Annotated in this window: 15 protein-coding genes; 7 read left to right on the top strand and 8 right to left on the bottom strand. The window is 63.9% G+C overall.

Annotated features, from left to right (window positions below; all coding sequences use genetic code 11):
* Nucleotides 1–118: 118 nt before the first annotated feature.
* Nucleotides 119–1,630 carry a peptidoglycan DD-metalloendopeptidase family protein gene (locus tag FHR23_RS06260; RefSeq protein WP_184001994.1) on the top strand — a complete coding sequence of 504 codons (1,512 nt, stop codon included), beginning with the start codon at nt 119–121 and terminating at the stop codon, nt 1,628–1,630.
* Between the two features lie 19 nt (nt 1,631–1,649).
* Here the strand turns inward: FHR23_RS06260 and FHR23_RS06265 are convergent, their stop codons facing one another.
* Entirely contained in the window at nt 1,650–2,060 is a 411-nt protein-coding gene (locus tag FHR23_RS06265) for a response regulator transcription factor (RefSeq protein ID WP_184001995.1), read from the bottom strand.
* A gap of 227 nt (nt 2,061–2,287) precedes the next feature.
* Here FHR23_RS06265 and thiL point away from each other — a divergent pair, with 227 nt between their 5' ends.
* Nucleotides 2,288–3,190, top strand: coding sequence for a thiamine-phosphate kinase (thiL, locus tag FHR23_RS06270; protein ID WP_184001996.1), 903 nt, complete (start codon nt 2,288–2,290; stop codon nt 3,188–3,190).
* Between the two features lie 127 nt (nt 3,191–3,317).
* Complete coding sequence (locus FHR23_RS06275; RefSeq protein WP_184001997.1) at nt 3,318–5,477, top strand: sodium-translocating pyrophosphatase; 2,160 nt, start codon at nt 3,318–3,320, stop codon at nt 5,475–5,477.
* 142 nt (nt 5,478–5,619) lie between these two features.
* Here FHR23_RS06275 and FHR23_RS06280 read toward each other — a convergent pair whose 3' ends face one another.
* The 4 genes from FHR23_RS06280 to hflK all read right to left on the bottom strand — a co-directional run bounded on the left by FHR23_RS06280 (nt 5,620) and on the right by hflK (nt 10,893).
* The gene (locus FHR23_RS06280; RefSeq protein WP_184001998.1) at nt 5,620–7,230 is read right to left on the bottom strand and encodes a helicase HerA-like domain-containing protein; all 1,611 of its coding nucleotides are present in this window, start codon (nt 7,228–7,230) and stop codon (nt 5,620–5,622) included.
* An 87-nt stretch (nt 7,231–7,317) separates the two neighbouring features.
* Complete coding sequence (locus tag FHR23_RS06285; RefSeq protein ID WP_184001999.1) at nt 7,318–8,838, bottom strand: Do family serine endopeptidase; 1,521 nt, start codon at nt 8,836–8,838, stop codon at nt 7,318–7,320.
* A gap of 88 nt (nt 8,839–8,926) precedes the next feature.
* The gene (gene hflC, locus FHR23_RS06290; protein ID WP_184002222.1) at nt 8,927–9,763 is read right to left on the bottom strand and encodes a protease modulator HflC; all 837 of its coding nucleotides are present in this window, start codon (nt 9,761–9,763) and stop codon (nt 8,927–8,929) included.
* Nucleotides 9,764–9,786: 23 nt separating this feature from the next.
* The gene (gene hflK / locus FHR23_RS06295) at nt 9,787–10,893 is read right to left on the bottom strand and encodes an FtsH protease activity modulator HflK (protein WP_184002000.1); all 1,107 of its coding nucleotides are present in this window, start codon (nt 10,891–10,893) and stop codon (nt 9,787–9,789) included.
* 71 nt (nt 10,894–10,964) lie between these two features.
* Here hflK and FHR23_RS06300 point away from each other — a divergent pair, with 71 nt between their 5' ends.
* On the top strand, nt 10,965–11,921 hold the full coding sequence (locus FHR23_RS06300; RefSeq protein ID WP_184002001.1) for an Mrp/NBP35 family ATP-binding protein: 957 nt from the start codon (nt 10,965–10,967) through the stop codon (nt 11,919–11,921).
* 39 nt (nt 11,922–11,960) lie between these two features.
* The gene (locus FHR23_RS06305) at nt 11,961–12,386 is read left to right on the top strand and encodes a CoA-binding protein (protein WP_184002002.1); all 426 of its coding nucleotides are present in this window, start codon (nt 11,961–11,963) and stop codon (nt 12,384–12,386) included.
* A gap of 18 nt (nt 12,387–12,404) precedes the next feature.
* Here the strand turns inward: FHR23_RS06305 and dapD are convergent, their stop codons facing one another.
* Entirely contained in the window at nt 12,405–13,232 is an 828-nt protein-coding gene (gene dapD / locus FHR23_RS06310; protein WP_221227356.1) for a 2,3,4,5-tetrahydropyridine-2,6-dicarboxylate N-succinyltransferase, read from the bottom strand.
* Nucleotides 13,232–13,897 carry a pyrimidine 5'-nucleotidase gene (locus FHR23_RS06315; RefSeq protein ID WP_184002003.1) on the bottom strand — a complete coding sequence of 222 codons (666 nt, stop codon included), beginning with the start codon at nt 13,895–13,897 and terminating at the stop codon, nt 13,232–13,234. Before FHR23_RS06315 ends, dapD begins: the two co-directional genes overlap by 1 nt.
* A gap of 215 nt (nt 13,898–14,112) precedes the next feature.
* On the opposite strand from FHR23_RS06315, the gene FHR23_RS06320 reads away from it, so the two are divergent.
* Both FHR23_RS06320 and FHR23_RS06325 read left to right on the top strand, forming a co-directional pair.
* Nucleotides 14,113–16,356, top strand: a complete 2,244-nt coding sequence (locus tag FHR23_RS06320) for a S8 family peptidase (protein ID WP_343043026.1) — start codon at nt 14,113–14,115, stop codon at nt 16,354–16,356.
* Between the two features lie 49 nt (nt 16,357–16,405).
* Nucleotides 16,406–17,404 carry an LLM class flavin-dependent oxidoreductase gene (locus FHR23_RS06325; protein ID WP_184002005.1) on the top strand — a complete coding sequence of 333 codons (999 nt, stop codon included), beginning with the start codon at nt 16,406–16,408 and terminating at the stop codon, nt 17,402–17,404.
* Here FHR23_RS06325 and FHR23_RS06330 read toward each other — a convergent pair.
* Nucleotides 17,401–18,771 (bottom strand): sensor histidine kinase, encoded by a 1,371-nt coding sequence (locus FHR23_RS06330; RefSeq protein WP_184002006.1) that lies wholly within the window; start codon nt 18,769–18,771, stop codon nt 17,401–17,403. The two genes, FHR23_RS06325 and FHR23_RS06330, sit on opposite strands and share 4 nt — an antisense overlap.
* Between the last annotated feature and the right edge of the window lie 19 nt (nt 18,772–18,790).

The raw sequence follows: 18,790 nt of genomic DNA on the forward strand, positions 1-18,790 counted from the left end.
GGTTCATCGCAGCGATGGCGGCACCAGACCCAAGTTAATTTGACTTTAGCATTTTTGTTGCACAGGAATTCGGTCGGCCGACGGGCAATCGGCACAGTTTCGCGGGGGATGGCGCACCGTGTTTTTGCGCAACGAACATGGACTGGATCAGGGCGGGGGCAGCAGTGCCCTTTCCTTCAGCCGTGCACTCGCGCCCCGGCGCCCTCAGAGTTTTTCCGACCGCCTTCAGGACCGGTTTCCCGATTTCGACCTGACGCCCGATCTCGGGTCGCGGATCGGCAGTGCCGAATGGTGGCGCGGCCTTGCGACCTGCACCGGTTTATGTGCGGTCACGCTGATGCTTTCGCCCGGCATTATGCGCCCGATCGACACGATGACCACCGCTCCGCTGCACGGCACGGACTGGGAAGCGGCGCGAAGCCAGACGCTTTCTCCGCTGGCACTGGGATCGACCACCGGCACGCATATGGCGCCGACCCGGCTGGTTTCTCCTCTCGCCAATACGCCCGAACGCCCGATCATCGACGTCAATGCGCTGATCGGCAAAGGCGACGATTTCGAAAGCGTGCTGCGCCGCGCAGGCGTGGGTAAAGGCGACGCCGATACCGCCGCACAACTGGTGACCAACGCGCTGGGCGACGATGCCCTGAAAGCGGGGACGCGGATCGCGCTGACGCTGGGCCGCCGGGCCGACAAGTCGCAGCCGCGTCCGCTTGAAAAACTATCCTTCCGCGCCCGTTTCGATCTGGCGCTGGAAGTGTCGCGCGGCGAAGGCGGCCTGTCGCTCACCCGCACCCCGATCGCCATCGACCATACGCCGCTGCGGATTCAGGGCGTGGTCGGTTCCAGCCTGTATCGTTCGGCACGCGCGGCGGGTGCGCCTGCCAGTGCGGTCGCCGCCTATATCAAGGCGATTGCCGCCAAGGTGCCGATGACGCAGGTCGATTCCGACGACACATTCGACATCATCATTCAGCAGCAACGCGCCGCCACCGGCGAAGTGCAACTGGGTCAGTTGCTCTATGCGGGCCTGGATCATGACGGAAAGGATGTCCGCCTGCTGCGCTGGCAGGATGACGGCAAGGATAGGTGGTATTCCAGCAAGGGCATCGGCAAGACCACGGGCATGATGATGATGCCCGTACAGGGCCGCATCACCTCCGGCTTCGGGATGCGGATGCATCCGCTTCTGCATGTGATGCGGATGCATGACGGTATCGATATCGCCGCCCCGCGCGGTACGCCCATCCACGCCGCCACCGACGGCACCATCGTCTTTGCGGGACGCGCCAGCGGCTATGGCAATTTCGTCCGGCTGAAATATCGCGACGGCTATTCCACCGGTTATGGCCATATGCGCAAGATCGCCGTGCATGCCGGGGAACGCGTAAAGCGCGGCGATGTGATCGGCTATGTCGGTTCGACGGGACTGTCGACCGGGCCGCATCTGCATTTCGAACTGCGCAAGAACGGTCGCCCGATCAACCCGCGTTCGGTCAGCCTGTCGTCGACCGAACGCCTGACCGGCAGTGACCTGCGCGCATTCCGCGCCAAGCTGGCGCAGTTGATGGCCGTACCCGTAGGCGCGAGCGGCAAGGGCGACGCCGCCGATCAGGACAGTGACGACTAGGACGGATCGACATTCAGCCCTAGGCTACGTGTAGTGCCTCCCGCGCCCGTTTCGTGCGTCGCCCCGAATGCTCCAGCAGCCCCTCCGCGCGAAACACCAACTCATCGGCATCCACCGGCTTCTTCACGAAATCGTTAGCGCCCGCATAAAGTGCGCGGGCAACGTCATTATCTCCGCGCCGTTCGGCCAGCATCATCGCCGGCGTATCCCACAGGTCGGTCGATTTACGCATTTCCTCCAGCACGCGAATGCCCGACAGTTTCGGCATCTGACAATCGAGAATGACCAGATCTGGATGGCGGGAGCGAATTACCTTGAGCGCATCCTCCCCATTGTCGAGCACTCCGACGCCGTGCCCCGCCGTCATCAGCGCCGATTGCAATCGCTCGGCCAGCGCCGTGTCATCTTCGGCCACAATGATTCTCGCCATGCTGCAACTCCGTTATTTCTCTTTGGGCTGTCGCGCGCCCTCCCCCGCCTGTCGCTGTAGTATGTTCCGGCAATGCGCCCATCAGAAATCTTTGCCTTTGGCGCACGCAAACAAAGCGAATCCGCATAGGCCCGGTTCCCGGTGAAGATGGTTGCATGCCGGTTAAGATGGCTTTCACCGGATACCCGCTTGGCAGTGTGCATTGCCCGCGCTTACAACCCGCCGACATGACCGAAGCCGAGTTCATTGCCGCGCTGAAGCGCCTGCCGCTGCATCCGGCGGCGCGGGATCTGGGCGATGATACGGCGGTGCTGGCGCCTGCAGGGTCGCTGGTGCTGACCAAGGACATGATTGTCGAGGGTGTGCATTTCCTGCCCGACGATCCGCCGGGCGATGTGGCGTGGAAGCTGCTGGCGGTGAACCTGTCGGACCTGGCCGCGAAAGGGGCGGAGCCGGTCGGCGTGCTGCTCGGCTATATGCTGGGCGACAATGGCTGGGACGCGGCCTTCCTGACCGGGCTGGACAGTGCGATGCGGCGGTTCGACTGCCCCCTGCTGGGTGGCGACACGGTGGCGGCAACGGGAGCGCGCACCCTGTCGCTGACCGCCATCGGTCGCGCGGAGAGCGCACCTGCCCGTTCCGGAGCGCAGGCGGGCGATGCCCTGTGGGTGACCGGCACGATCGGCGATGCGGGGGCGGGCCTTGCCATTGCACAGGGCGAAGCCGGCCCGGACACATTACTGGACCGCTATCGCCGCCCGGTCCCGCGGCTTGCCGAAGGCCGCGCACTCGCGCCCATCGTTCATGCGATGATGGACGTATCCGACGGCCTGTTGATCGACGCATCGCGCATGGCCGTCGCCAGCGGGCTGGCCGTCGACATTGCGCTGGATGCCGTGCCGCTGTCGGATGCTCTGATCGGCCATCGCAAGGACAACCGCGATAGCCGGATGGCGGCGGTGACGGCCGGCGACGACTATGAACTGCTCTTCGCCCTGCCGCCCGGAACCGGCCCGTCCGTCCCCGCCACGCGCGTTGGCAGTTTCAACCACGGCAGCGGCCTGCTCCTGACCGATGGCGGCGCTCCCATCCCGCTTCCCGATCGGACCGGCTTCGAGCATCGCCGCTGACGCCCGCCCGCATAGCGCCGCTTGCGCTCGTTCGATTGGCCGATATACCTGTTGCTTCGCGGTCGAGTATTCCGGCGCGTAAACGATCGGGAACGGACCGCATCCAAAGGGGAAGGATGTCGATACGATGCCCATTGTCTATTGTGCGATCGTCTGCGGACTGATCGCCGTCATTTACGGTTTTGTCACCAGCGGCCAGGTGCTTCGCCAGCCGGCGGGCGATGCGAAGATGCAGGATATCGCCGCCGCGATTCAGGAAGGCGCAAAGGCCTATCTCTCCCGCCAGTATATGACCATCGCCATCGTCGGCATCGTCGTCGCGATCATCCTTGCCTTCACGCTGGGCTGGCTTTCGACCATCTGTTTCCTGATCGGCGCGGTGCTTTCGGGCGCCGCCGGGTTCGTCGGCATGAACATATCGGTGCGCGCCAATGTCCGCACCGCAGAGGCCGCGCGTACCAGCATGCAGGGCGGCCTGACGCTCGCCTTTCGCTCCGGCGCGATCACCGGGATGCTGGTGGCGGGGCTGGGGCTGCTCGCGATCTGCGGGGTGTTCTGGTATCTGACCGGACCCGCCGGCCATGCCCCCAATTCGCGTGAGGTGATCGAGGCGCTGACCGCGCTTGCCTTTGGCGCGTCGCTCATTTCCATCTTCGCACGGCTGGGCGGCGGTATCTTTACCAAGGCCGCCGATGTCGGCGCCGATCTGGTCGGCAAGGTCGAGGCGGGCATTCCGGAGGACGATCCGCGCAACCCCGCGGTGATCGCGGACAATGTCGGCGACAATGTCGGTGACTGTGCGGGCATGGCCGCCGACCTGTTCGAAACCTATGTCGTCACCATCGGCCTGACCATGGTTTCGATCGCGCTGCTGGTACAGGCGTCCGCGCCCGACCTGATGCGGCTGATGGCGCTGCCGCTGATCGTCGGGGGCGTGTGCATCCTCACCTCGATCCTCGGCACCTATATGGTGCGGCTGGGCAAGGGCTCGATCATGGGCGCGCTCTATAAGGGATTCTGGACCACCGTCATCCTTGCCGTCCCCGCCATATACGGCGTCACCCGCTGGGCGGTGGGCGATATGGGCGCGGTGATCGGCGGCGCCGGTTTCCTCGACGCCGGATCGTCCGCACTGACGCCGGAAGCGACCGCAGGCATTGCCGCGCACAGCTTTACCGGCTGGGATCTGTTCTTCTGCATGATGATCGGGCTGGCGCTGACCGGCCTGCTGGTGTGGATCACCGAATATTATACCGGCACCAATTATCGCCCGGTCAAATCCATTGCCCGCGCCAGCGTCACCGGCCACGGCACCAACGTCATTCAGGGGCTGGCGATCAGTCTGGAAGCGACCGCCCTTCCCACCATCGTCATCCTGATCGCATTCGTCGCCGCGTTCCAGCTTGCCGGGATCATCGGCATCGCCTTTGCCGCATCGGCGCTGATCGCGCTGACCGGCATGGTGGTGGCGCTCGATGCCTATGGCCCCGTCACCGATAATGCAGGCGGCATCGCGGAGATGGCGGGCCTGCCCGAAGATGTCCGCGACCGCACCGATGCGCTCGACGCCGTGGGCAACACCACCAAGGCAGTGACCAAGGGCTATGCCATCGGTTCGGCGGGGCTGGCGGCACTGGTGCTGTTCGGCGCCTATACGACCGATCTGGGCAAATATTTCCCGGACCTGCGCGTCGATTTCTCGCTGAGTAACCCCTATGTCGTGGTCGGCCTGCTGCTGGGTGCGCTGTTACCCTATCTGTTCGGGGCGTTCGGCATGACCGCAGTCGGCCGGGCAGCGGGGTCGGTCGTAGAGGATGTCCGCACCCAGTTCCGCGACGATGACGGCATCATGAAGGGTACGACGCGCCCCAACTATGCCCGCACGGTCGATATCGTCACCCGCGCCGCGATCAAGGAAATGATCGTGCCGTCGCTGCTGCCGGTATTGTCGCCGATCATCGTCTATTTCCTGATTACCGCCGTGGCGGGTCAGGCGAACGGTTTCGCCTCGCTGGGCGCGATGCTGCTGGGCGTGATCGTCTCCGGCCTGTTCGTCGCGCTGTCGATGACATCGGGCGGCGGCGCATGGGACAATGCCAAGAAATATATCGAGGACGGCAATCACGGCGGCAAGGGATCGGAAGCGCACAAGGCCGCCGTCACCGGCGACACCGTGGGCGATCCGTACAAGGACACGGCCGGTCCCGCGGTTAATCCCATGATCAAGATCACGAATATCGTTGCCCTGCTGCTGCTCGCTGCCCTTGCGGGCGGAATGGCAGGCTGACGACCGGCGGCGCGGGCGACGGGGAAACGCCCGCGCCGCCACTTTCCATGCGTTTCCGGTGCTGTCACGCGGCCTGATAAGCGCGAATCCGCCCCTTGCCGTCACCGCGAGGAGCATAGCGACGCGGCAGTCCCGACCGGCCTTAGCCTTTGAACAGGCCGCCGAGCACACCGCGCACCAGCTTCGCGCCCAGCGACTGCGATCCGCGCCTGCGGCTCGACGTGCCGAAAATCTGCCGCCCCAGTTCGTTTGCCACCTGTCGCCCGATTGAGGAGGAGGCCGAACGCACCGCCGACTGCGCCGCTTTCGACCAGGGCGAATTGGCGGCCTTGCGCTCTTCTGTAATGCGCTGACGCTCGGCCTCCTTGGCCTGCCGGGCCTCGACCTTGGCGCGTTCGGCCTCGGCCTTTTCTGCATCGTCCTTCGCCTTGGCGGCGACAGCGGCAGCGGCGGCTTCCTTCGCCTTCGCATCGAGCAGTTCGGCGGCCGACTCCCGGTCGATTGCGGTATCGTATTTGGTCCCCACCGCATCGGTACGGATCAGCGTTTCGCGTTCGTCCGGCGTCACCGGCCCCACCCGGCTTGCGGGCGGTTTGACCAGCGTGCGTTCGACCGGCGTCGGCGCACCATCCGCCTGCAACAGCGACACCAGCGCCTCACCTACCTTCAGCTCGGTGATGACGGTTTCGACATCGACGCCGGGATTGGCGCGGAATGTCTGCGCGGCGGCATGAATCGCCTTCTGCTCTTTCGGCGTGAAGGCACGCAGCGCATGCTGCACGCGGTTGCCGAGTTGCCCCGACACATCGTCGGGCACGTCGATCGGGTTCTGGGTGACGAAATAGACGCCAACCCCTTTGGATCGAATCAGGCGCACCACCTGTTCGATCTTGTCGGTCAGCGCCTTGGGCGCGTCGTCAAACAACAGGTGCGCTTCGTCAAAGAAGAATACCAGCTTCGGCTTGTCGGGATCGCCCACTTCGGGCAGCGTTTCGAACAGTTCGGACAACAGCCACAGCAGGAACGTGCCATAGAGCCGCGGGCTGGCCATCAACTTGTCGGCGGCCAGCACGTTGACGATGCCGCGTCCCTTGTCATCGGTGGCGATCATGTCGTGGATATCGAGCGCGGGCTCCCCAAAGAAATGGTCACCGCCCTGGCTGCGAAGCTGGAGCAGCGACCGCTGGATGGCACCGACGCTCGCCTTCGACACATTGCCGTATCGGGTCGACAGTTCGTCGGCATGTTCGGCGCAATAGACGAGCATCGCCTGCAAATCGTCGAGGTCGAGCAGCAGCAGCTTTTGTTCATCTGCAACATGGAAGGCGATGGTCATCACCCCTTCCTGCGTATCGTTGAGGTCCATCAGCCGCGACAGCAGCAGCGGTCCCATTTCGGAAATCGTCGCACGTACGGGATGCCCCTGCTCACCGAACAGATCCCAGAACTGCACCGGGCATTCGCGATAGGCCCAGTCGGTATAGCCGATCTCGGCAGCGCGCTTCGCAAAGGGTTCGTGCGTTTTCGCGGTCGCCGACCCCGCCATGGCAAGGCCCGACAGATCGCCCTTCACATCCGCCACGAACACCGGCACCCCGGCATCGGAAAAGCTTTCTGCCATGCCCTGAAGCGTCACGGTCTTGCCGGTGCCGGTGGCACCCGCGATCAGTCCGTGGCGGTTGGCGCGTTTGAGCACCAGTTCCTGCCGCTTGCCGCCACCCAGTCCGATGAAAACGCCGTCTTCGCCGCTCATAAAAAAGCTCCTGCCCGAACCCGTCGGACAGGAGCTGTATCGCGAAATATGCGGCGCGTCAGCTTTTATACGCCGCAAAAAGGCAGGTTACTGCCCCTCGTCGCTGTTGTTTTCGATGCCGATGGCGACATAGCGCCCTATGTTGCGGCGCTGGACATAGAGCAGCACCTGATCCCGACCGGCAGCCTTTGCCTGCTTGACGGCACGTCCCAGTTCTTCGGGGGTTGTCACGGGTTGACGATTGGCGGACACGATGACGTCGCCGCGTTGCAGACCCTTTTGCGCAGCATCGCTCGACGGATCGGTGCCGAGCACAACCACGCCATGGACGCTGGAAGGTATACCCAATTGCTGCGCAATACGCGCCGTCAGCGGCATGACACTGACCCCCAACGATTCGGCAGGGTTTTTCGCGCTCTGGTCGCTGCCATCCGGCATGCCGTTATCGTCCTGGTCGGTGCTGAACTGACGGAGTTGCGATTCGGGCGGACGCGTCGCCAGCGTGGCCTTGACCGTCATCGTCTTGCCGTCGCGGATCAACTGGAACGGAACCGTTTCGCCCGGTTTGATATTGGCCACGAGATAGCTGAGCGTCTGGTCGGGCGTCACATCCTGACCGTTCACCTGCATGATGACGTCGCCCTGTTTGATCCCGGCCTTCGCCGCCGCACTGTCGGGCTCGACGCTGGAAATCAGCTCGCCGCGATTCTTCGGAATGCCGAGCGCGGAAGCGATATCGTCGGTCACCGGCTGAATGCCGACGCCCAGATAGCCGCGCTCGATCTTCTGGCCCTTCATCAGCGATTCGATGATCGGCTTGGCCTCATCCGCCGGGATCGCGAAGCCGATGCCGACATTGCCGCCGGTGGGCGACAGTATCTGCGAGTTGATGCCGATCACCTGGCCCTGCATGTTGAACATCGGGCCGCCGGAGTTACCGCGGTTGATCGAGGCGTCGGTCTGGATGAAGCGATCATAGGCGCCCTGACCGGTGACGCGATGCACCGCCGAGACGATACCCGCCGTCACCGTGCCGCCCAGACCATAGGGTTCACCAATGGCGATGATCCAGTCGCCGACACGCGCCGCCTTGGAATCGCCGAATGTGACATAAGGCAAATTGGTGCCCTCGATCTTCAGCACCGCAAGGTCGGAGGATTCGTCATGGCCGACGACCTTCGCCTTATATTCCTTGTTGTTGCTCAGCGTTACCGTGATCGACTGCACCACGGCATTGCTGCTGCCCGGCGCGATCACATGGTTGTTGGTAACGACATAGCCGTCGGAGGAAATGATGAAGCCCGAACCCAGCGATTCCGCTTCACGCGTGACCGGTTTACCGCCCTGGAAGAACTGGCTGAACGGCGTGCCTGCGAACGGATTGTTATCGACCTTCACCTTTTGCGTGGTGGAGATGTTGACCACCGCGGGCTGCAGCTTTGCCACCATGTCGGCAAAGCTGGCGGGCGCGCCCGGACGCGGCGTCGCCTGCACCAGCGCGCTGCGGTTTTCCTGCGCGGTCTGGGCGCCGGCGGGCGGCTGAAGCACCATGGTTGCGGCGGCGCCGCCAAGAAGTGCTGCGGTAGTGATCGCATAAGCGTATCGCACGGATGTCTTTCCTCTCATTCACTTGAGGCCGAATATGGCGCTGTCTGCCGCATCGAGGCTGAACCTCGATTGAATATGAACAACCGGTTCAGCCGCCGCCCTTTTCGAATTCCTGCAGATATTCGTTGTTCGGCGACAGGATGATGGATGTTTTACCCTTCGGATTGGTTCCATCGACACCGAAGGTATGGCGATAAGACTGCATAGCGCGCCAGAAATTATAGAATTTCGGGTCTTTGCCGAAGCTCTGCGCATAGATTTTCGCGGCCTGCGCATCGGCGTTGGCGCGGATGATCTGCGCGGTCTTCAGCCCCTGTGCGCGAATCGTCAGCGCTTCCTGTTCGCGCGCGGTGCGCATCCGCTGGAACGCGCTGTCGAGCGGGCTGCCGCTCGGCAGGTCGGCATGCTTGATCCGCACATCGACGATCTCCACGCCATATTGCCGCGCAACGCGATTGAGCTGGCGCTGGATATTTTCCATCACCTGCCCGCGCTCGGGGCTTAGCAGTGCGGCGAATTCGCGCTTGCCCAGTTCGTTGCGCAGCGCCGAACCGAGCAACGGACGCAGCGCGGTGCGCACTGCATCGACCGTTCCGGCGGTTACCACCATACGCAGCGGGTCGACCACGCGGAAGCGGGCAAAGGCGTCCACTTCCAGACGAAGCTGGTCGGTCGACAGCACCGGCTGGTTATCGAGTTCCAGATCGAGCACGCGTTTATCGACCCAGACAACCCGGTCTATAAAGGGAATGCGCGCGATCAGCCCCGCCCCGCTTTTGCCCAGAGGCGTATTCGGCTGATAGCGGTTGACGATATATCTGGGCTGCTGAAAGCGGAAAATCACCGCCTGTCTGGTTTCGGGTACGATCGCGAAGGTGTTGGCCGCGATAATCACCGCGACCAGTGCCACCACCGCAAGCACCATCGGATTGCGCCACAGCGACACCTTCACTGGCCACCTCCATTGCCGGTGGAATCGGAAGAGCTTGTCGTCTTAGGCTCCGTGAGTTGCTGCGCGCCTTTAAGCGGCAGATAGGACATCACGCCCTTCGGTTCGACAATCGTCTTGTCGGTATTGGCCAGAACCTTCTCCATCGTCTCGTAATAGAGGCGCCGACGCGTCACGTCCGGGGCAAGCCGATATTGTTCGTAAATCTTGTCGAACTCGGCCGCCTCACCCTGCGCGCTCGCGAGAATTTGCTGCGCATAGGCGCGCGCCTGATTGATATTGGCCTGCGCTCCCTGCTGCGCCGCCGTCACCTTCTTGAAGGCTTCGTCGACTTCCGCAGGCGGGCTGGAATTCTTGATCGCGACGCCCTGAATAGCGATGCCCGACTGATATTCGTTGAGCAGTTGCTGCATATGCTGCGCGACCTTCGCCTCGATCTCCGAACGTCCGGCGCCGATCGCTTCGTCCAGCGTCGTTTCCGCCATCACTTCGCGCATCGCGCTTTCGGCGACTGCGCGCACGGTTTCCTGCGGATCGCGAATCTGGAACAGGAAATCCTGCGGGTTGGAGACGTTCCAGCGCACCTGATAGCTGAGGTCGACGATATTCTGATCGCCGGTCAGCACCAGATTTTCATTCGACCCCTTGGGAAAATCATCCTCGCGAATGCGCTGGACATCGACCTTCTGTACACTGTTGATCGGTGCAGGCAGCGTGAACTGAACCCCCGGCGGCAACGTGCGCGAATAGCGGCCGAATGTCGTCACCACGCCCTGTTGCTGCGGCCCGATGGTATGAAAGCTGGTGAAGAGAAGCCAGACCAGCACGATCAGCACGACGCCGATCAGCCACAGGCTGCGTCCGCCCGGCGCCTGAAATCCGCCGCCGCCACCGCCGCCATTTCCACCGCCGCCGCCACGCGCACGTTTGAGAAACTCGTCGAGCGAGGTCACGCCGCGCGCACGCCGGCCCTGCGGCGGCACCTGCCAGGGATTGCGCGGACCGCCGTCGCCGTCATCGCCACCATTGCCGCCCCCCCAGGGGCCTTTGCCATCATTGTTCAGGATCGCGCCGGCGCGCGTTATCCACCCCGTGAATCTTGCCATGGTCCCCTTTATAGGCAGGCGCGCGGCGATTTACAGTGGCGATACACGCTTTTCGTCCTATCTGGACGCTCATGACAGATCAGACTGCCCTTGACGCCGCCCTCGCCCCTGTGTCCGCAGGCCGCACCACGACCCGATTGCGCGACGGACGCGCCGACATCATGCTGGACGTGACCGGCCTTGCCGAATCGGTGCGCGCGGCACTCGAAGAAGATATCCGGGTCGCCGCAACCGCCGTGGAAGGCGTGGACGAAGTTCGCATCCTGCAAACCAGCGAACGCGTGCAACGCCGCCTGATCGCCGTCGCCAGCGGCAAGGGCGGGGTCGGCAAATCGACCGTATCGGCCAATCTGGCGATCGCGCTCGCACGGCTGAATAAAAAGGTCGGACTGGTCGATGCCGATATCTATGGCCCCTCCCAGCCCAAGCTGATGGGGGTGGAAGGCACGAAACCACAGGCGCGCGACAAGACGCTGCTGCCCGTCGCGACTCCCTATGGCGTGCCGCTGCTCTCCATGGGACAGCTTGCCGCGCCCGATCAGGCCATTGCATGGCGCGGGCCGATGGCGGGCAATGCGCTGGTGCAGATGCTGGAAGCCGACTGGGGTAGTGCCGATACGCTGGTCCTCGACATGCCGCCGGGCACCGGCGATGTGCAGTTGACGATGGTGCAGAAGCACAAGCCCGCCGGGGCGGTGATCGTCTGCACGCCGCAGGACCTGGCGCTGATCGATGCAAAGCGCGCACTCGATTTCTTCGTGAAGACCGGCGTGCCGGTCATCGGCCTTGTTGAAAATATGGCGGGCTATGCCTGTCCCGAATGCGGCGCGGTGTCCGATCCCTTCGGCAGCGGCGGCGCGGAAAGCGCAGCGGCCGAACTGGGCATCCCGTTCCTCGGTCGCATCCCGCTGGCCATCGACATCCGCGTGCGTTCGGATGCCGGCGAACCGCCGGCCGCCGGGAACGGGCCGCAGGCAGGCGCGTTCGATTCGATTGCACAAAAGGTCGCCGACTGGCTGGATGGGTAGGCGGCCTGCAAGGCAACCAAAGATCATCGGGAGCGCAATATGCCACTGGAAACCGACACGGAAATTCGCGAACTGCTCGAAAGCGTGCGCACCATCGCCATGGTCGGCGCATCTGATCGGCCGCAGCGCGCTTCCAATCAGGTGATGAAGTTCCTTCAGGATCAGGGCTATCGCGTCATCCCGGTCAATCCGCAGATTACCGGCGAGCACATTCATGGCGAGTTCGTGTTCCGCGACCTGTCGCAGATCGAACAGGTCGATATGGTCGACATCTTCCGCAATTCCGAAGCCGCCGGAGAAGTGGTGGATCAGGCGATCGCAGCGGGTGCAAAGGCCGTGTGGATGCAGCTTGGCGTCATCAACGAAGCCGCCGCCGCACGCGCCGAAGCGGCGGGGCTGAAGGTCGTGATGGACCGCTGTCCGAAGATCGAAATCCCCCGGCTGGGGATCGCTCCGGTCGCGTGAACGACCGGGAACGCTGCATCAATCGCGCAGCAGTTCGTTGATGCTGGTCTTGGCGCGCGTGCCTTCATCGACCTGCTTGATGATGACCGCGCAATAGAGCGCAGGCTTGCCGTCGCCACCGCCCAGCGATCCGGGCACCACCACCGCATAGGGCGGCACTTCGCCGCGCGTAACTTCGCCGGTTTCGCGATTGACGATCTTGGTCGACTTGCCGAGATACACGCCCATCGACAGCACCGCGCCTTCGCCGACGCGTACGCCCTCCGCGACTTCCGCGCGCGCGCCGATAAACGCGCCGTCACCGATAATCACCGGATCGGCCTGAAGCGGCTCCAGTACGCCGCCGATACCCGCGCCACCCGACAGGTGCACATTCTTGCCGATCTGTGCACAGCTTCCCACCGTCGCCCAGGTATCGACCATCGTGCCTTCACCGACATAGGCACCGATATTGACGAAGCTGGGCATCAGCACCGCGCCCTTGCCGATAAAGCTGCCGTGGCGCGCGATCGATCCGGGAACCGCGCGAAATCCGGCCGCGCGAAAGGCGTTATCGCCCCAGCCCGCGAACTTGCTCGGCACCTTGTCCCACCAGTTGGCACCGTCCGGCCCGCCCGGCATCACCACCATGTCGTTCAGCCGGAACGACAGCAGCACCGCCTTTTTCAGCCACTGGTTGACCGTCCAGCCGCCCTGTCCATCGGGTTCGGCCACACGCCGTTCGCCCGAATCGAGCAGGTTCAGCGCCTCCGCCACGGCTTCGCGGATTTCTCCCTGCGTCGATACGGATATCGATGCGCGATCTTCCCAGGCGGCATCGAGCGTGGTTTTCAGGTCGTCGGACATCAGTGCTGCTCCTGTATCGATTCGAGCCAGTGGCGAATATCGTGGGTGGTGAAATCAATGAAATCGCGAGCCTCTTCGCCCGCCTGTTCCGATCCGTTATCGACCCAGACCGTAGCCATGCCGATATCCTTGGCCGGTTTCAGGTTGCGTGCCATATCCTCGACGAACAGCGACTGTTCGGGATCGACGGCATAGGCGTCGCAAAAGCCGCGATAGACCAGCGGATCGGGCTTGGGCCGGTAATTGGTCGCGTGAATATCGTGTACGGCCTCAAAACTGTCGCCCAGCCCCAGCCGGTCGAGCACGCGCGCGGCATAGGCGGCGTCGCCGTTGGTGAAGACCAGCTTGCGCCCCGGCAGGCGTGCGATCGCAGCGGCAAGCGGGGCGTTCTCTTCCAGCACGTCCATTTCGACATCATGCGCATAGTGCAGGAATTCGTGCGGATCGACCCCGTGATTGGCGATCAGCCCCGCCAGCGTGGTGCCGTGTTCATGAAAATACGCCTTTTGCACACGAAACGCTTCGGCGGCATCGACCTGCAACAACGTGCCGACGAACGCCGTCATGCGCCGGTCGATCTGCGCAAACAGGTCCGCGCTCGCCGGATAGAGCGTGTTGTCGAGATCGAAAATCCAGTTGCGGATATGGGAAAGCCGGTCCAGCATCGTGGCCGGGGCTTTAGGGGCAGCCGGGTCAGGGGACAAGCGTTCAGCGACACGAACCGGTTAAGCTACCGGAAAGGCATGAAACTTATCATGGCTTTCGAAACGCGTGGGGGTGCGTAAGGATGATCGGGTCCAACAGGAAACTATTGTTTCAATCTGCCGCTTTCGGTGGATTTCTGATGATCGCTGCATGCAGCGGCGGTGGGGGCGGAGGCGTGTCGTCAACGCCTACCCCGCCCTCGACACCTACCCCAACGCCGGTTCCGACACCGACGCCCACGACCGCACCGCTGGTCCCGTGCAATGATTGCGACACGCAGGAATATCGCGATTCGGTCGGCCCGGTATCGATGAACGCGCTTGCCGCCTATCAGGCGGGAGCGACGGGCAAATCGATTACCGCCGGTATTGTCGATACCGGCATAGACGCCGGTACGGACCAGTTTCCCGGCCGCATCGCATCGGGATCGAAAAACGTCGCGGGCGGCACCACGACCGATGACGAGGACGGCCACGGCACCGCCGTCGCTTTCACGCTGGCCGGGATGCGAAACGGCGTCGGCTCGCAAGGGGTGGCATTCGATGCGACCCTGTTCATCGCCCGCGCCGACACGCCGGGCAGCTGCGCCGACACGAGTTCTGACAGCAGCGACGACAGTTGCTCTTTTTCCGACAGTTCGATCGCTGCAGGAATCGATGCGGCACGGCAGGGCGGCGCCAAGGTCATCAACCTGTCGCTGGGCGGAAGTGCGCCGGACAGCCAGCTTCTTCAGGCGATCAATCGCGCCACGCAGGCGGGGATCATCATCGTCATTGCCGCCGGTAATGACGGCGACGATCCCAGCAAGGCGTCCAACCCGGACGCCTTTGCCGCCAACCCGGCCAATAACAGCGCAGTATCACGCGGCCTGATCATCATCGCCGGGTCAGTGAACAGCCAGGACCGGATTTCCGACTTCAGCAATCGCGCCGGCACCAGTGCCGCCTATTATCTCGCCGCCGTGGGTGAGGATGTGCGTGCTCCGTGCGACGATACCAGCGTCTGCCTGTGGTCGGGCACCTCCTTTGCCGCGCCGCAGATTTCGGGTGCGGTCGCACTGCTGGCGCAGGCATTTCCCAACCTGACCGGTCAGCAGATCGTCGACCTGCTGTTTTCGACCGCACGTGATGCGGGCGCGACGGGACGCGATTCGATCTACGGCAACGGCATTCTCGACCTGACCGAGGCATTTCAGCCGCAGGGCACGCAGACGGTTGCAGGGACCAGCACCCCGATCTCGACCAGCGTCAACGGCACGCTGTCCGCACCGATGGGCGATGCCGGGACCGGGCAGCTCGGCACCGTGATCCTCGACGGCTATAGCCGTGCCTTTGCGATCGATCTTGCCCGCACGCTCAACCACACCGGGCCGGGGCGGACCCTGGCCGGACTGCTTACCGGCGGGCAACGCAACCTGTCCGTTTCCACCCCCGATATCGGCATCGCCGTCACCATTGCCGAAGGACCGCAGGGTGCGCAGCCTGAACGCATGACGCTGCCTTTTTCCGAAGCGCAGCAAGCACGGACACTCGCCGCCAGCGTCACCGCGCGGCTGGGTGATCGAAGCACTTTCGCCTTCGCCTCGTCGGAGACTGGAGGCGCACTGGCCGCACGCCTGTCGGGGCAGTCGCAGCCCGCCTTCCTCGTCGCGCGCGATCCCACCCGCTCGACCGGCTTCGATGCCGATATCGACGGTGCAGCAGCGGTACGGCGGCAATTCGGTCGCTGGGGACTGACCGCGGCGATGGAAAGCGGGGCTGTGCTGGTCCGCGGCACCCTGCCTTATGCCAGTACGCGTACGCCGTGGGATCGCTATGGCTATGCGCGCATGACGCTGGCCGCCGATCGCCGCTTCGGACCGCTGTCGGCGCGACTGGCCTATACCCGTCTCGACGAGGCTAATACCGTCCTGGGCGCACATTTCGACGGTGCACTGGGCGCGGCACGGGCATCCACCAACTTCGTCGATGCGGGCGCGCGGCTGTGGCTGGGCAATGGCTGGTCGCTGGGCGCCTCGACGCGGCAGGGCTGGACCGGTGCGGTGCTGCGCAGCGGCATTAGCGGCGGCGGGATAATCCACACCACCGGTTATGCCGCCGATATCGGCAGGGAAAGCTGGTTCGTGCGCGGCGACCGGCTGGGCCTGCGCGTCAGCCAGCCGCTGCGCGTGGCGACCGGCGGGCTCAACCTCAATATGCCCAGCCATTGGGACTATGCCAGCGAGAGCGTCGATGGCTGGTCGGTGCAGCGCCTGAACCTCGCGCCGACGGGGCGCGAAGTGGTGACTGAACTGAGTTATTTCCTGCCGCTGGCTGGTGCTACGCTCAGCACCAACCTGTTCCGCCGCAGCAATCCGGGCAATTTCGCGACTCTTCCGGACGATCTGGGCGCGGCGATACGCTTCAACACTGCGTTTTGAATCGCAACCGGGGTAGCGAACCGATGACGGCTTCCCCATCTGTCTCCCCATGACCGGATATTCGCTGCTCGATCTCGTTCCCATTGTCGAAGGCGGTGACGCCACGACCGCGCTCGCCAATGCCGCCAGCCTTGCGCGCGCAGCCGAGCAGCACGGCTATACCCGCTATTGGGTGGCCGAACATCATGGCATGCCGGGCATCGCCAGCGCCGCGACCTCGGTGGTGATCGGTCATATCGCAGGCGCCACCCAAAGCATCCGCGTCGGAGCGGGCGGCATCATGCTGCCCAATCACGCGCCGCTGGTGATTGCCGAACAGTTCGGCACGCTGGCCGCTCTCTATCCCGGCCGGATCGACCTGGGGCTGGGCCGCGCGCCCGGATCGGACCAGAAGGTTGCCCGCGCATTGCGCCGCACGCTCGCCACCGACCCCAACCAGTTTCCGCGCGACGTGATGGAGCTGCAAAGCTATTTCGCAGACACCGGCGAAACCGGTATCCGCGCCGTACCCGGCGGCGGTGCAGCCGTGCCGATCTGGATATTGGGGTCCAGCCTGTTCGGCGCGCAGCTCGCCGCCGCGCTCGGCCTGCCCTATGCCTTTGCCTCGCATTTTGCCCCCGCGGCACTGGATCAGGCCATCGCCATCTACCGTCGCGACTTCCGCCCCTCGGCGCAGCTCGACAAGCCGCATGTCATGCTGGGTTTCAACGTCTTTGCCGCCGATACCGATGAAGAGGCTGTGTATCTTGCCAGTTCGCAGCAACAGGCATTTGTCGCCATTCGTACCGGTCAGGCGATCCGATTACCGCCGCCGGTACAGGGCTATCGCGAGCAATTGGGGGCGCAAGGCAATGCGATCCTCGATCAGGTGCTCGAATGCTCGGCAATCGGCAGCCGCGACACCGTGGCGCGCCAGATCGAAGCGTTTCTGGAGCGGACACGGGCCGACGAACTGATGCTGACCAGCGCGATGTTCGATCCGCAGGCGCGCGAACGCTCGGTCACGATTGCGGCAGAGGTAATGCAGAATCTGAAGGAACCGGCTTAACCGGCCGCCGGTAACCGCAACCGTACCAGCAGGCCGCCCAGATCCTCACTCTCTTCCAGACTGGCGGTGCCTTCGTAGATTTCCGCCACGTCGCGGACAATGGCGAGGCCAAGCCCCGTTCCCGGCTTGCCGGTATCGAGCCGCACGCCACGTTCGAACAGACGCTGACGATCCGCCTCAGCGATGCCCGGTCCGTCGTCCTCGACCAGAATTTCGACGAAACCGGCCTCCGCCTGCACCGTGACGAACACGCTGCCTCCGCCATATTTGGCGGCGTTTTCGACCAGATTACCGACGATTTCCTCCAGATCCTGTCGCTCGATATGCGCGACGAGATCGTGCGGGCCGGAGGCATCGATCCGCACCTGCGGATAGAGCCGGGAGACTGCGCGCTCGACCGCCTCGATCGAGGGCCAGACCTCCGCCCGGCTATGCGCCGACCCGCGCCGTCCGACCGCGCGTGCGCGTGCCAGATGGTGATCGACCTGCCGCCGCATCGTCCGCGCCTCGCGCACCACGGTTTCGGACAATGGCCCGGATTGCGCGCTGGCGGCGTTCATGATGACGGTCAGCGGGGTTTTCAGCGCATGGGCCAGATTGCCGGCATGGCGCCGCGCCTCCTCCGCCTGCCGGTCGTTATGCGCGACCAGCGCGTTCAGTTCCTCGACCATCGGCGCGATTTCCTCCGGCATCTCGCCTTCGATCCGGGTCGAATGCCCTGATCGCAATCGCGCAATCTCCAGCCGCAGTTTCTTGAGCGGCAGCAGCCCGTACCAGGTCTGCAATGCCGCCATCACCAGCAACCCCAGCCCCAGCAGCGCGAAACTGCGCACCAGCGTGCGGCGCAGCGCATCGATCTGTGCATCCAGCGAGCCGCGATCCTCGGCCACCTGAAACCGCCATATGGTCGACGATCCCGGCAGCTTCAGATTGCGTTCGACGATGCGCAGCTTTTCGTCGGAAAACTGCTTGCTGTCGTAGATATGGATGGCGGTACCGCGATAATGGGGATCGACCTTCAGCAACCGGTCCCATAGCGATCGCGACGGAAAGGGTTCGAACCCCTTGCCCGTCACCTGCCAGTATAATCCCGACCCCGGCTCCAGAAAACGCTGATCGGCCAGCTCGCGGTTGAACATTACCGCGCCGTTCGAATCGATTTCCGCCGACACGATCATCGAATTGAGCAGATATTCGAGCTGATCGTCGAAATTGCGGGTGACCGCACTGGTCAGTACCCGGTCGAGCGCGAACCCACCGCCCGCCAGCAGCACCAATATCCACACCGCCGCGATCAGGATCATCCGGCGGCTGAGCGATCCGGTCGCCCGGACATAGGGGCGCGGCTGCAGGTCGGCGTCGCTCATGCTTGCGTCATGCCCTGTC

The organism is Stakelama sediminis (assembly GCF_014199335.1).
Taxonomy (GTDB): Bacteria; Pseudomonadota; Alphaproteobacteria; order Sphingomonadales; family Sphingomonadaceae; genus Sphingomonas; species Sphingomonas sediminis.

What these genes read in the sequence shown, in the direction of transcription:
- thiL (WP_184001996.1), top strand. Translation starts at nt 2,288, where the DNA reads ATGACCGAAGCCGAGTTCATTGCCGCGCTGAAGCGCCTGCCGCTGCAT.
- FHR23_RS06275 (WP_184001997.1), top strand. Translation starts at nt 3,318, where the DNA reads ATGCCCATTGTCTATTGTGCGATCGTCTGCGGACTGATCGCCGTCATT.
- FHR23_RS06330 (WP_184002006.1), bottom strand. Translation starts at nt 18,771, where the DNA reads ATGAGCGACGCCGACCTGCAGCCGCGCCCCTATGTCCGGGCGACCGGA.
- FHR23_RS06280 (WP_184001998.1), bottom strand. Translation starts at nt 7,230, where the DNA reads ATGAGCGGCGAAGACGGCGTTTTCATCGGACTGGGTGGCGGCAAGCGG.
- hflC (WP_184002222.1), bottom strand. Translation starts at nt 9,763, where the DNA reads ATGGTGCTTGCGGTGGTGGCACTGGTCGCGGTGATTATCGCGGCCAAC.
- FHR23_RS06300 (WP_184002001.1), top strand. Translation starts at nt 10,965, where the DNA reads ATGACAGATCAGACTGCCCTTGACGCCGCCCTCGCCCCTGTGTCCGCA.
- FHR23_RS06305 (WP_184002002.1), top strand. Translation starts at nt 11,961, where the DNA reads ATGCCACTGGAAACCGACACGGAAATTCGCGAACTGCTCGAAAGCGTG.
- dapD (WP_221227356.1), bottom strand. Translation starts at nt 13,232, where the DNA reads ATGTCCGACGACCTGAAAACCACGCTCGATGCCGCCTGGGAAGATCGC.
- FHR23_RS06315 (WP_184002003.1), bottom strand. Translation starts at nt 13,897, where the DNA reads ATGCTGGACCGGCTTTCCCATATCCGCAACTGGATTTTCGATCTCGAC.
- FHR23_RS06325 (WP_184002005.1), top strand. Translation starts at nt 16,406, where the DNA reads ATGACCGGATATTCGCTGCTCGATCTCGTTCCCATTGTCGAAGGCGGT.
- hflK (WP_184002000.1), bottom strand. Translation starts at nt 10,893, where the DNA reads ATGGCAAGATTCACGGGGTGGATAACGCGCGCCGGCGCGATCCTGAAC.
- FHR23_RS06265 (WP_184001995.1), bottom strand. Translation starts at nt 2,060, where the DNA reads ATGGCGAGAATCATTGTGGCCGAAGATGACACGGCGCTGGCCGAGCGA.